Origin of the sequence: Candidatus Pelagibacter sp. IMCC9063 (genome assembly GCF_000195085.1) — a bacterium.
Classification (GTDB): Bacteria; Pseudomonadota; Alphaproteobacteria; order Pelagibacterales; family Pelagibacteraceae; genus IMCC9063.
In genome coordinates this window covers 922,665-936,258 of record NC_015380.1, presented here as the reverse complement: position 1 = coordinate 936,258, position 13,594 = coordinate 922,665, and the positions used below count along the sequence as shown (strand labels likewise).

Annotated in this window: 12 protein-coding genes and 2 pseudogenes; 8 read left to right on the top strand and 6 right to left on the bottom strand. The window is 29.6% G+C overall.

The genetic code is table 11. The annotated features are described in order from the left end of the window. Positions 1–4 precede the first annotated feature (4 nt). Positions 5–616: a triose-phosphate isomerase gene (locus SAR11G3_RS04935; RefSeq protein ID WP_202794996.1), complete on the bottom strand. Its 612-nt coding sequence runs from the start codon at positions 614–616 to the stop codon at positions 5–7. A gap of 192 nt (positions 617–808) precedes the next feature. Here SAR11G3_RS04935 and SAR11G3_RS04930 point away from each other — a divergent pair, with 192 nt between their 5' ends. The 8 genes and pseudogenes from SAR11G3_RS04930 to SAR11G3_RS04895 all read left to right on the top strand — a co-directional run bounded on the left by SAR11G3_RS04930 (position 809) and on the right by SAR11G3_RS04895 (position 9,524). After that, a complete protein-coding gene (locus SAR11G3_RS04930) occupies positions 809–2,242 on the top strand; it encodes a SurA N-terminal domain-containing protein (protein WP_041862381.1) in 1,434 nt (477 codons plus the stop codon). Continuing rightward, a complete protein-coding gene (gene trpE / locus SAR11G3_RS04925; RefSeq protein ID WP_013695695.1) occupies positions 2,242–3,687 on the top strand; it encodes an anthranilate synthase component I in 1,446 nt (481 codons plus the stop codon). The genes SAR11G3_RS04930 and trpE overlap by 1 nt, the downstream gene beginning before the upstream one ends. Before the next feature lie 2 nt (positions 3,688–3,689). Further along, a pseudogene (locus SAR11G3_RS07925) lies at positions 3,690–4,249 on the top strand (anthranilate synthase component II). Positions 4,250–4,257: 8 nt separating this feature from the next. Further along, positions 4,258–5,256, top strand: coding sequence for an anthranilate phosphoribosyltransferase (trpD, locus tag SAR11G3_RS04915; RefSeq protein ID WP_013695692.1), 999 nt, complete (start codon positions 4,258–4,260; stop codon positions 5,254–5,256). Continuing rightward, positions 5,253–6,037: pseudogene (locus SAR11G3_RS07920) on the top strand (indole-3-glycerol phosphate synthase TrpC). The gene trpD and the pseudogene SAR11G3_RS07920 overlap by 4 nt, the downstream one beginning before the upstream one ends. A gap of 73 nt (positions 6,038–6,110) precedes the next feature. Then, on the top strand, positions 6,111–6,791 hold the full coding sequence (gene lexA, locus SAR11G3_RS04905; RefSeq protein WP_041862380.1) for a transcriptional repressor LexA: 681 nt from the start codon (positions 6,111–6,113) through the stop codon (positions 6,789–6,791). Between the two features lie 25 nt (positions 6,792–6,816). After that, positions 6,817–8,193: a glutamate--tRNA ligase gene (gene gltX, locus SAR11G3_RS04900; protein ID WP_013695688.1), complete on the top strand. Its 1,377-nt coding sequence runs from the start codon at positions 6,817–6,819 to the stop codon at positions 8,191–8,193. 41 nt (positions 8,194–8,234) lie between these two features. Further along, positions 8,235–9,524, top strand: a complete 1,290-nt coding sequence (locus SAR11G3_RS04895) for a citrate synthase (RefSeq protein ID WP_013695687.1) — start codon at positions 8,235–8,237, stop codon at positions 9,522–9,524. On the opposite strand, the gene SAR11G3_RS04890 is transcribed toward SAR11G3_RS04895, so the two are convergent. The 5 genes from SAR11G3_RS04890 to lpxD form a co-directional block, all read right to left on the bottom strand. Next, positions 9,521–10,573: a lipid-A-disaccharide synthase gene (locus tag SAR11G3_RS04890; protein WP_445082402.1), complete on the bottom strand. Its 1,053-nt coding sequence runs from the start codon at positions 10,571–10,573 to the stop codon at positions 9,521–9,523. The two genes, SAR11G3_RS04895 and SAR11G3_RS04890, sit on opposite strands and share 4 nt — an antisense overlap. A gap of 55 nt (positions 10,574–10,628) precedes the next feature. Next, positions 10,629–11,282: an LpxI family protein gene (locus SAR11G3_RS04885; RefSeq protein WP_237697319.1), complete on the bottom strand. Its 654-nt coding sequence runs from the start codon at positions 11,280–11,282 to the stop codon at positions 10,629–10,631. 151 nt (positions 11,283–11,433) lie between these two features. After that, the gene (lpxA, locus tag SAR11G3_RS04880; protein ID WP_013695683.1) at positions 11,434–12,201 is read right to left on the bottom strand and encodes an acyl-ACP--UDP-N-acetylglucosamine O-acyltransferase; all 768 of its coding nucleotides are present in this window, start codon (positions 12,199–12,201) and stop codon (positions 11,434–11,436) included. After that, positions 12,194–12,649, bottom strand: a complete 456-nt coding sequence (fabZ, locus tag SAR11G3_RS04875; RefSeq protein ID WP_041862378.1) for a 3-hydroxyacyl-ACP dehydratase FabZ — start codon at positions 12,647–12,649, stop codon at positions 12,194–12,196. The genes lpxA and fabZ overlap by 8 nt, the downstream gene beginning before the upstream one ends. A 7-nt stretch (positions 12,650–12,656) precedes the next feature. Next, positions 12,657–13,496 carry a UDP-3-O-(3-hydroxymyristoyl)glucosamine N-acyltransferase gene (lpxD, locus tag SAR11G3_RS04870; RefSeq protein WP_237697318.1) on the bottom strand — a complete coding sequence of 280 codons (840 nt, stop codon included), beginning with the start codon at positions 13,494–13,496 and terminating at the stop codon, positions 12,657–12,659. Positions 13,497–13,594: the final 98 nt, after the last annotated feature.

The window sequence follows — 13,594 nt, the reverse complement described above, 5'->3', positions numbered from 1 at the left end:
GATGCTAATTATAATAATTCTTAATAATTTCAATGAAATTCTTTGCTTTTAAAGAAGCTCCACCAACCAAATAGCCAGAACAGGCCTTAATAGATCTCAAACCTTTAATATTTGCAGGGTTCACAGATCCTCCATAAAGAATTTTTGGAGATTTAATTTTAAAATTATTTTTTAAATAGCTATTTAAAAATAAAAATGTTTTTTCAAGATATTCTGGCGAAGGAACAAGCCCCGTGCCTATAGACCAAACTGGCTCGTAGGCAAATATTATATTATTAAAATTTATTTTTTTAGTCACAGATCCTATAATTTGTTTTTTTAAAACTGCCAAGGACTGGCTCCTTTTTTTTTGGCTCAAGGTTTCTCCCATGCAAAAAATTATTTTTAATTTCGTTTTATCTGCATGTAGTATTTTGTTTTTAATTATCAAAAGACTATCGCCAGAAGATCTTGATTCCGAATGACCCAAAATTACATATTCAGCTCCACTAGTTTTTACCATGGAGGCACTAATAGATCCTGTAGCTGCACCAAAGCTCAAACTTGTATTGGATATATTTTGAGCACCGAATTGAATATTACTATTAACATTTTTTTTGCTAAAATATGTGAGCAAAGGTAAGGGAGGGCAAAAAATAATAGATTTTTTATATTTTTTAAATTTTTATTTAAAAAACCTCCAACTTTACTTACTTCTTTGAAATTAAATGAAGTTCCATTCATTTTCCAATTTGCAACAAACATAGTACTTTTCAAAGACATAAAGACTTTTTTAATCTATTAATCTTTATTTTTAAACTAAATAAATATGAAACATAAATTAGTAGCATTATCCAAGAGCATACTTGTTAAATTGTTGATTGTTATAATAATCGCAGTTTTTGCCTCATGGGGTGTGGGAGACATGTTTAGTGCGGGCAAAACCAATGTAGTTGCTGAGGTTTCTGGAAAAAATATATATTCTGAAGATTATGTAAATGAATTAAGAAACGGTTTGCAAACTAAAAATTATCAAAATGTATCTGATGCCATTAAAGATAATCTCCACATACAAATTTTAAATCAATTGGTTGCTGAGAAAATATTTGAAATTTATGCTGAAGAAGAAAAAATAATAATTAATGATAAAACCTTGTCGAATTTTATAAAAGATATTCCAGAATTTTCTAAAAATGAAAAATTTTCAAGAACTGAATACGAAAAGTATCTACTAAAAAATCAAATTAGTAGTTTCTCTTTTGAAACAAGTTTTAAAAAAAACTTATTAAAAAAACTAATTGTAGAAAGTCAAAATTTGGACTCCATATCAACCTCCTACCATACGACAAGAGTAAAAGACTATTTTGAAAAAAAAATCTCTATAAGCTATATAAACTTGGAGGATCTCTATGAAGATGTCGATATAACAGAAAAAGAGATTTTAGATTACCACAAAAAAAAACCTAGCTACTCCAATGAACTAAGAAGCATAAAGTACGCAGTCATAAACCAAAATAAAGAAGCAAATCAAAGTTCAGACTTATTTTTTAAAAACATTTCAGATATAGAAAATATGGTTTTATCTAACAGAACCTTTGATGACATAGCAACTCAGTTCTCTCTCAATATAAAAAAGAGTGATTTGTTTAATAAAGATGGAGTTATTAAAAATTCACTTAAAGCAACAGCTTTTGATAGAAGCATTATTCAAAAATCATTTTATCTTAATGATCAAATAACTTCAGAATTAATTGAGGTTAAGGGTAGCTTTTATTTAATTGGTATTAACGAGATCGTAAAGAAAAAACCACTAATATTAAATGACGAAGTTAAAAAAAATATCATAAATAAAATTAAAAAAACAAATATTAACAGTAAAGCCAATTTTTTAATTAATAAAATTAAAGAGCAAAACTTATTTGATCAGCTTATTTCGAAAAAGAAAAAAACTGTTAAGCAACTTGATTTAAAAAATAGGCTAGAAAAAAATAAAACTTTTTCTCCAAATCAAATTCAACAAATATTTAATTTAAAAAAAAATGAATTGTTGGTAGTAAAAGGTCCTAAAAACTACCTAATTAAAGCCATCGATACTTCTTATGATCGGACAAAATCTAATGATGAGATGGATAAACTTTATGAAAGACAGGTAGCTATGAATTTTGATGAGCAAATAATGCAATCTTTTGATAAGTTTCTAAATAACAAATATAAAGTAAAAATTAATCAAAAAGTTTTAGATAGAATAACAAACTCTTTTTAATGCTACAGTTTAGTAATTACAAAACTTACAAAGATAATTTTAAAAAAAACAAAATATCTCTAGTTTACTCCACAGAGCACAATTCAGAGCCGTCTAAAATTGAGACTTTAATTGAAAATATCCTAAGTAAGAAAAATAGTTTTATATTTGAATCAGTCGAAAAAGCTATTCATCGTGGACGCTATACCATTTTTGGATATGACTCAGATAAAATATACGAAGTTAAAAACAACTCACTGTTCATAAATAAAAAAAAAATTAAAACAACCAATGTCTACTCGTATTTAAAAAAATTAATAAAGAATTTTGATTACGATTTACCAAAAAATTTACCTCCTATGGCTTTAATGCTAGTTGGTTATTTTGGCTATGATACCATAAGATTTGTGGAAAAGATTCCAAATCAAAATAAGGATGATCTTAAAATACCAGATATTAGGCTACAAAGACCCAAAAAAATTATTATTCATGATAACTTTAAAAAAAAACTTTTTTTTATATCTTGTGAATACAATTTAAAAAAATGCTCTGAATTAAATTATAATAAAAATATTAAAGAATTAAAAAAAATTATCAAAGATTCTTCTAAAAAAATAATTGCTAAAAAAAATAAAAAGGAATTAAAAAAAATAATAGTAAAAAGCAATACTTCAAAAAAGCAGTTTAAAAAAAATGTTTCTATAGCAAAAAAACACATAGAATTAGGTGACATTTTTCAAGTAGTTTTGAGCCAACGATTTGAAGCCAAGCTTCAAAAAAAACCTTTAGAAATATATAAAAAAATTAGGAAAACTAACCCATCTCCTTTTTTATACTTTATTAACTATGATGATTTTCAAATTGTTGGTAGTAGTCCTGAAATCTTAGTTCGTGTCAAAGACAATAAGATTACTATCAGACCTATAGCAGGAACAAGACCTAGGGGAAAAAATAAGCAAAAAGACAATTCTTTACAAAAAGAGCTTTTGGCTGACCCTAAAGAAATTTCTGAACATTTAATGCTCCTAGATCTTGGCAGAAATGATGTTGGTAAATTCTCAGAAACGGGTACGGTTGAAGTTGATAGTCAGTTCAAAATTGAAAAATACTCTCATGTAATGCATATTGTCTCAAATGTTACTGGAACTCTTAAGAAAAACTCCTCTTTAATTGATGTTTTAATGTCTGGCTTTCCAGCTGGAACTGTTTCTGGAGCTCCAAAAATTAGAGCTATGGAAATAATAGATAGCCTTGAAAAAAGTAAGCGTAAACTTTACGCTGGTGGCATTGGCTACTTTTCCCCAAAAAATAACATGGATACCTGCATAGCTTTAAGAACTGCAATTGTGAAAAATAACAAAGTTTATATTCAGGCTGGCGCTGGAATAGTGGCGGATAGTAACCCCGAAAAAGAATATCAAGAAACATTAAATAAAGCTAAAGCGTTAATTGAGGCATCTAAATAATGATTAAAATTTTCCTCATAGATAACTATGACAGTTTTACATACAATGTATTTCATTATTTTTCTGAACTAGGTTGCAGTGTGACAGTTGCTAGAAATGATAAATTTCAAGTTAGCCAATTAAAAAAATTTGATAAAATTGTGATCTCTCCTGGTCCAGGGAATCCTAATCGTGCAGGTCTTTGCCTAGAAGTTGTTGATCAATATTTTAAAAAAAACCCATTTTTGGTATTTGTCTTGGTCACCAAATAATAGCACAAGCTTTTGGTGGAAAAATTATTAAAGCAAAAAAAATAATGCATGGAAAAACAAGTAGTATAAAAACATTTTCATCAAAAATTTTTACTAATATACCAAAGCTCATTACAGCAACTAGATATCATAGCCTGGTAGCTGATCCAAAAAAAATACCAGCTTCACTAAAAGTTACAGCCATGACTGATGACAATGTGATAATGGGTTTGTCGCATAGAAAATTTGATGTACATGGGATACAATTTCATCCTGAAAGTATTAAAACCACATTTGGGAAAAAAATTATAAAAAACTTTTTAAAAAACTAACTATTTATATGAATTACGAGGAATTAATTAAAAAACTAGCTGATAAGAAAAATTTAACCATAGGAGAGACGCAATTTTTATTTCGCAAGATAATGAACTCTGAATACAATGATGAACAGATTGGCACTATTCTATTGGGCTTGGCTGATAAAGGTGAGGTCTCTGACGAAATAACCGGTGGGGCCTCAATATTAAGAGAAAAATCTTTAAAAGTAACTTTGGAAGAGGATGTTTTAGACATGTGTGGTACAGGTGGGGACGGAAAACACACCTTAAATATCTCGACTGCCGCATCTATTGTGCTTGCCAGTATGAATATAAATGTAGCAAAGCATGGTAACAAAGCCTTAACCTCGAAGTCTGGGTCAGCTGATGTTTTGGAAAAACTCAACATCAATATATTAAAAAATCCAGACCAGGTAAAAAAAAGCATTCAACAACATCAGTTTGGATTTATGTTTGCACCGCACTACCATTCAGCAATGAAAAATGTTGCAGGTGTAAGAAAAAAATTAGGCAGAAGAACAATATTTAATCTACTTGGGCCACTCTGTAACCCTGCTAATGCAAAATTTCAGTGCATTGGTATCTATGCTAAAGAACTATTGAGCGCTTATTCTGAGAGTATTTTAAAATTAGGTGCAAAAAAAGCTTGGGTTTTTCATAGCCATGATGGTCTTGATGAAATCTCTATTTTCGCAAAAACAGAGGTGATTGAAATTAACAAGAAAGACTTAAGGAAATTTACAATAGAACCAAGAGATTTTTTAGAAAAAAATTATGAATTTAAAGATATAGTTGGTGGTGATGCAGAATACAATGCAAGTAAAATTATTGAGCTGTTTGAAGGAAAAGAAAGCGCATTTTTAGAGATTGTTTCCTTGAATAGTGCAGCTGGATTAATGGTTATGAATCAGGAAACTGATCTTTTGTCTGCTTATAAAAAAGTCAAAAGTCATATTCTTAATGGTTCGGTGATGAAGAAATACAAAGAATTGAAAATATGAATATATTAGATAAAATTATAGTTAAAAAAAGATTAGAGATAATTGAAGATAAAAAAAAACTTCCTCTAAGCGAAGTAAAAAATTCTATTAACAAAAATAATTTCAATTTTAAAAAACAGCTAAATAAATTTAAAGAACAGAAGAAAATTGCAATTATAGCAGAGGTAAAAAAGGCTAGTCCTTCTAAGGGTGTATTTGTTAATGACTTTGATCACCTTAGTATTGCAAATCAATATCTTGAATCTGGTGCCGCATGCCTATCCGTTCTAACTGAAAAAAATTATTTCCTTGGTAGTAAAAAATATCTTCAGGATATAAAAAAAAAATTAACCTACCTATTCTTTGTAAAGATTTTTTTATTGACCCTTATCAAGTTTACGAAGCTTCTATGATTGGAGCAGATTGTATTTTAATTATTCTAAAATCATCTAATGATGAACTAGTTTTAAATCTCTACGATGCTGCTATGGAATGTGGTTTGGATTGTATTATTGAAGTTCATGATGAGGATGAAATGGAACGTGCAATCAAATTTGAAAATGCAATCATAGGAATTAACAACAGGAATTTAAAAAGTTTTGAAACAGATCTAAAGACAACAGTAAATATTTGTAAAACTTTTAACTTGGGTGAAAAAACATTAATTTGCGAAAGTGGCATTAATAACAAAGAGGATATCAATTATATTTTTGAAAAAACCAAAATTTCAAATTTTCTTGTTGGTGAATCACTCATCAGATCACCGTCAATTTATGATAAAATGAAAGAATTGATCGCCTAGAATTGTTGTATACCAATAATAATAATCTATTGTAAAAAATTAAGAACACTTGTAGAACATATTTGTACAGGTTTTGTTCTATGCTTACAAAAAAACAAAAAATTTATTAGTTTATATCAACGAGAAGTTGAAAAGTGATGGTGTCTCACCCTCTTACGATGAGATGAGAAAGTCGTTATCATTGAAGTCAAAATCTGGGATTCATAGACTTATTTCTGCTTTAGAAGAGCGTGGCTTTATTAAAAGACTAGCTCATAAAGCAAGAGCGTTAGAGGTGGTAAAACTTCCTGAAAATGCTAGCGTAAAAGACCTTTTTAACAATTTTACCCCAAGTTTGATTAAGGGTGGACTTGATGATGTTAAAAAAACAAAAGAAAATTTTATTCCTTTAATTGGAAAAATTGCAGCGGGCTTACCTATTGAGGCAATTGAAGAGCACCATGAGGATATACCGTGTCCTCCTGGAACGAAAAACCCAGATGATTTTTACGCACTGAAAGTAGAAGGAGATTCTATGATCGACGCGGGAATTCATGATGGAGATACTGTAATAATTAAAAAAACAAGCACTGCAGAAAATGGAAAAATTGTAGTGGCTTTAATCGATAATCACGAAGCTACTCTAAAGAGGTATCGAAAGAAGTCTAATGCAATCGCTCTTGAAAGTGCCAATCCGGCGTACGAAACTAGAATATTCGGCCCTGAAAGAATAAAAATTCAAGGCGTTTTAAGCTCTCTTTATAGAAACTTTTAATCAGTTAGTGTAAACAACACTACTGATGAATAATAAAATTGTAGTTCGATTCGCACCCTCTCCTACTGGTCCTTTGCACATAGGTGGCGCACGTACTGCTCTATTCAATTGGCTTTTTGCAAAAAACCATGAGGGAAAATGTCTATTAAGAATTGAGGACACTGATAAAGAAAGGTCAAAAAAAGAATATGAAAAACAGATTTTGGACACTTTGGATTGGCTAGGTATCAATCCAGATGAAAAACCATTTAGTCAAAGTTTAAACTTAAAAAAACATATAGAAATTGCCGAGACGTTACTTAAAAATAGCAGCGCTTATAAATGCTACTGCACCACAGAAGAATTGGAGCAAGAAAAAAAAAGTTCTAGAGAAAAAAATCTACCATATATTTATAGTGGAAAATGCCGAAACAAAGGAGAGGCAAAAAGACCTTTCATAATAAGATTCAAATCAAATCAAATTGGAACAGAAGAATTGGATGATTTGGTTCAAGGGAAAATTACTATTTCCAATTCTACTATTGAAGACTTTGTTATTGTAAGAACTGACGGAACGCCAACTTACCAACTTTCTGCATCTGTAGATGATTTTTTAATGAATATAACACACGTGATTAGAGGTGATGATCATAAAATAAATACGTTTAAGCAAACTCAAATATTTAAGGCTATGGAGTGGCCTGTTCCTAGATATGCACATATCCCTTTAATTCATTCAAAAGAAGGGAAAAAGCTATCCAAGAGAGACGGTGCTGCAACTGTTGAAGATTATGAAAAAATAGGCATTTTGCCAGAGAGCCTAAGAAACTATCTTTTAAGACTTGGATGGTCCCACAAAGACAAGGAAATTTTTTCTTTAGAAGAGAGTATCAAACTATTTAATTTAGATGGAGTGGGAAAATCACCCTCTAAATTAGATATGGACAGAATTTTATCAATTAACGAAACTTATATGAAGAATTCTGATAGAAAAAAAATATTTGAAAATTTCTGTGATTATACTAAAAAATTTAAAGATCCTATCGACAAAGAGTTCCTTAAAAAAATTGAAGATAATTTCTTAGTCTTCTTAAATAAAGCAAAGACTTTAGAAAATATTTATGAAAATGCTAAATTTATTTTTAATTACAAAAAAATTGAATTCAGCGACCTAATTTCAGAAAATGAAAAAAAAATAATTCAGCTTTTTTTACAAAAAATAGATAAAGTTTCCGACAGTAATGTTGAAAAAATAAAAGCTATTATTGATGAAGTTATTGTAGAAGAAAAAATTAAATTTAAAGATTTTGGACAACCTATAAGAATTGTTTTAACAGGAACTAAATTTGCCCCATCCATTACAGATATTATTCAATCTCTTGGGATTGGTGAGGTAAAAAGAAGAATATCCTTGTATCTTTGAAATAGACATTTTTAAGCAAAGCTGATATTTAGACCCATCTTATGAATAAGAAAGCCACTATATCTATTGACGGTAAAAATTATGATTTTCCTGTTCTTGAAGGAACAGTTGGACCAGACACCATAGACATCACAAAGTTATATGCACTAACAAACAACTTTACGATCGATCCTGGCTTTACATCAACGGCAAGCTGCGAATCTTCAATTACCTACATAGATGGAGATAAGGGCGAATGCTACTATCGAGGCTACCCGATGGATGAACTAGCAGAAAAAAGTACTTTTTTAGAGGTTGTGCACTTGCTATGGAATGGCTCATTACCAACAAAAGATGAGTGGTTTGAGTATTCAGAGGCAATCAAAAACCACACAATGGTACATGAACAAATGAAAAGTTTTTTCAATGGATTTAGAAGAGGCTCTCATCCAATGGCCATATTAACATCTGTGGTGGCTGCTATGTCAGCTTTTTATCCTGACTCTACTGATGTAAATGATTTAGATCAAAGAAAAATTGCAGCAAGACGTATGATAGCAAAAGTTCCTACTCTTGCAGCTATGGCTTATAAATATTCAATAGGTCAGCCATTTATATACCCTGACAATTCTTTAGATTATTCTGAAAACTTTCTTCAGATGACTTTTGGTGTTCCAGCAGAAAAATACAAAATTAACAAAGTTTTGTCTAGAGCCTTGGATAAAATATTTATTCTTCATGCCGATCATGAACAGAACGCATCAACATCTACTGTTAGATTAGCAGCGTCCTCTGGTGTCAATCCTTTTGCCTCTATATCATCTGGATTTACTTCTTTGTGGGGACCTTTGCATGGTGGTGCTAATGAAGCTGCATTAAATATGCTAAGAGAAATTGGAGATGTTAAAAATATTCCAAAATTTATAGAAAAAGCCAAAGATAAAAATGATCCATTTAAGTTAATGGGGTTTGGTCACAGAGTATATAAAAATTATGACCCTAGGGCTAAAGTCATGCAAAAAACTTGCCACGAAGTTCTCTCTGAAATAGGAAAAAAAGACGACAAGATTTTACAAGTTGCTCTTGAACTTGAAAAAATTGCATTGAAAGATGATTATTTTATTGAAAAAAAACTTTATCCAAATATTGATTTTTATTCTGGAATAACACTGAATGCCATGGGATTTCCTTCTACAATGTTTACCCCCTTATTTGCAGTGGCAAGGACAGCTGGTTGGATAGCACACTGGAAAGAAATGTATCTTGATCCAAAAAACAGAATAGGTCGACCGAGACAACTATATATTGGTGAAAAACCTAGAAAGTTTTTAGAATTAAAAGACCGTAGTTAAAGATAACCTTTCACTGTTTGGGCAATTAGTTTACTAGAGTTATTTTTCGTAATCTTTTTTATTATTTTTTGATAATTAGAGACATTAAGATTTCTTAGTTCTTTATTTTCAATAAACAAAGAAACTTTTTTAAAAATACTTGAAACATTGCAATCAGATTGGATCAATTCTGGTATTAATTCTTTATTAGCGATTATATTAACAATATTTGCAAATTTAACTTTCACAAATGGCTTAATTAAAAAATAATTAAACCACGAAGTTTTGAAAATAGTAATTAATGGAGATTTGTTTTTACAAATATCTAAAGAAATAGTTCCAGATTTAGCTACAGATAAAATAGACTTTTTTATATAAAAATTTTTTTTATCTTCTGTAGATGAGATAAAAAAAGAAATTTTTGAGGGTAAAAAATTTTTTATAGTTTTGGCATGCTCAAAAGAAATTGGAAAGTGAAATAAAAAAATATCAGGATACCTAAAATTAATTTCTTTAATAAGCTCTATAAATATTGGCATAAAAGTCTTAATTTCAGAAGTTCTACTGCCAGGACAAAGGGTAATAATTTTTTTTTCTAAATTGATTGGGAATTTTTTATAAATAATTTTTTTTTCAAAAAAAGGATGACCCACATATGTATTTTTCATCTTCCATTTACTAAATAATGGTGCTTCAAATGGAAAGAGTAATAACAAATGATCTAAAAACTCTCGAAAAACTAACACCCTTCTCTCTCTCCAAACCCAAATCGTTGGAGCTACGAAATGAACTATTTTAGTTTGTGGTAATTTTTTTTTAATCACACTGTGAACACGAAAGCTAAAATCTGGAGAATCAATAGAAAAAATAACATCAGGTTTAAATTTTAAAAGATAACTAATTGTTAAGTTTATTTTTTTTTTTAGAAAAAAAACTTTTTTTAAAACATCGACAAAACCCATCACAGATATTTCTTTTGAATTAAAAAGTAATTTAACGCCTTTTTTTTTAATATGGTTAGATCCAATAGCTGTAATATAAAAATTTTTACTATTAAAATAAGGAATTATATTAGATGCTAGCTTATCACCTGAAGATTCACCCGTTAAAATAAATATTTTTTTTTCAATTTATAACCGTTATAAAAAAATTATTTTTTTTAATTAGATCTGAAGACTTTGTTTGATCTAAAAATATATTTTGGTTTTTTTTCAAAGCTATTCCGCGTAACCCAATTTTAATGCAGTTACGTATCGTGTCGTAGCCAATAGTAGGCAAATCTACTCTTAAATCTTGTATTTTTTTTGGTACTTTGATTAAAACACCAGATGGCATTTTTTTATTAATTTTTTTCATAATGCTAGATGACTTAAGAATCATTTCATCTGTACCCTCAGCAGCTTCAATACCAATAACCAAACCCTTGTTAACTATAATAGATTGGCCAACATCATATTTTTTATTAACATGATTCAAAATTGCTTTTCCTTTTTCTATATCTCTAGAATCCTGTTTGGACAATTTAAATTTATTCACAAAATTTTCAGCTAAAAGCTCGGGTAAATATTTAGTACATGAAACAACTTTCATGTTTATTAGTTTTAAATAATTAATTACAAAGTCAAGAGCATGAGAGTCTCCCTTTTTTAAAGATAGTATAATTTTTGGTAATATTTTCAATGTGCCAAAATCTATTTTTATATCCTCTATTCTTGGTCTTGTTACTTTGCCTGCTAAAATTACTTCCTTGCAGTTATTTTTTTTTAACGTTTCTACAATCTTGGAAAATTGCGATATATTGAAATTATAAAAAAAATTTTTAGATATTTTTTTTTAGAAAGATTAATTGCTATAAATCTTGTTTTTTTTTGTTCTAATTTATTAATTAAAACTTTTGGCAAATTACCATCTCCAATCAAGAGTCCAATCATTAGGTCAGGGGCACACAAAGCTGTTTATTATTATTTTTAGACAGGAAATCAACCAGCTCAATTACCAAAGTATTTTTTGATTCTTTAATAGAATCTAATTTGCTCCTGTCTTCAAAAAAAATTTTTATAGCGTCTCTATATTCAGTAATAACTTTAGTGTCATAACCTTTTCTTTTTAACCCTACTAAGTTAAGATTTTCAAAATAACACCTATTGCCCATTGCTAGAGTATAAGGCAAAACTGATTTGTCCACTCCAGTCATTCCACCGATCATTGAGCCTTTTCCTAATGAGCAGAACTGTTGTACTGCAGAATTACCACCTACGATTACCTCGTCATCAATAAGGCAATGACCAGCAACCGCAACACTATTTGCTAAAATTACAGAATTTCCGATATTGCAATCATGGGCGATATGGGATCCAATCATAAGAAGACAGTTATTACCAACCTTGGTTATTCCATTATCCTGAACTGTTCCAGTGTTTATTGTTACATGCTCTCTAATTACATTGTTATTTCCAATTATTAGCTTTGTTTTCTCTCCTTTGTATTTCAAATCCTGAGGGCTCGTACCAATAGATGCAAATGGATAAATAGTATTACCTGAACCAATAGAGGTAACTCCCTGTATATTTACATGATTCATTACAATACAATTTTCTCCAATAGACACATCTTCTCCGATGTCACAGAAATTACCAATTATTGAATTTTTTCCTATTTTAGCGCTTGGGTGAATGACTGATGAAGTGGTATTAGTCATCTTGTCTATCTGCAATAGTAGCCATCCATTGGGCATCGGCCATTAACTTTCCGTCCACAGTAGCTTTTCCTGAATACTTCCAGATTTTACCTTTTATCTTTTCAACTTTTACATTTAATAATAGTTCACAAGGTGGCATTATAGGAATTCTAAATCTTGCCTTATCAATTGTCATTAAAAAAACTAGTTTGTTTTCAAATTCTTTTGGGTCAATACAATGAGCTGATAATGCTGCTGCTGTTTGTCCAAAAGCTTCCACTATTAAAACCCCTGGAAACACAGGCTGCCCAGGAAAATGACCATCAAAAAAAAACTTGTTAGAAGCAACACTTATATGCCCTGTTGCAGAAACCATAGAAACAATATCCGAAATTTTTTCAATCAAAAGCATCGGTTCTCGATGCGGGAGGAGTTTCTTTATATCATTTAAATCTAAACTTTTTTTCATTATTCAATTATTGATTTTTTAAAAATTTTTTTAATGATGTTGCTGGATAACCCATTACTGTTTGATTGTCTTCTATATTTTTTACAACTCCGCTTTTTCCACCAATGTTAACATTATTTCCAATTTTAATGTGCCCAGAAATACCGGCCTGTCCACCTATCACTACATTATTTCCAATTATTGCGCTTCCTGCAATGCCTACTTGGCCAGCAATTATACAATCTTTGCCAATGGTAACGTTATGAGCAATATGCACAAGATTATCTAAGAAAGTTCTGTCATTAATAACAGTGTTTTTAACTGATCCACGATCAATCACGCAGTTTGCACCAATTTCACAATCCTCTCCAATAACAACATTTCCTAGGTGTGGAATTCTTAAGCACTTTTTGTCAATAAATTTAAACCCAAAACCTTTTTTTCCTAAAATAGCACCGTCACAAATATGCGTCTTGTTACCAATTTCTGAATTCTCCATAATAACATTCGATCCTATTACGACATCATTTCCTATAATACAATTTTCTTTTATTGAAACATTGTTTCCTATGAATACATTTTTTCCAATTTTTACATCTTTTTCCAAATAAAGATTAACGCCGTATTTTAATGTTTTAAATTTTTTATCAATTTTTTTTAAACTTAATTTTCTATTAGATACTTTTGAATAATAACTGTCTGGATAAAAAAAATTTGCTACTTTAATAAATTCTATCTCAGGGTTTTTGCATATAACTGCAGTAATCTTTTTTGGAATTAAGTTAAGATATTTTTCTTTAGTAAAAACACAAGATGCTTTTGTTTTTTTTAATTGTTCTAAGTATTTGACATTAGAAAAAAAAGATATCGTATTTTTCGTTGCTAAAGTAAGATCAGCAACATTAATAATTTTAATATTTTTTTTTTATCTAAAATTACTTGCAAATCAACAGCTTTAAGCAACTG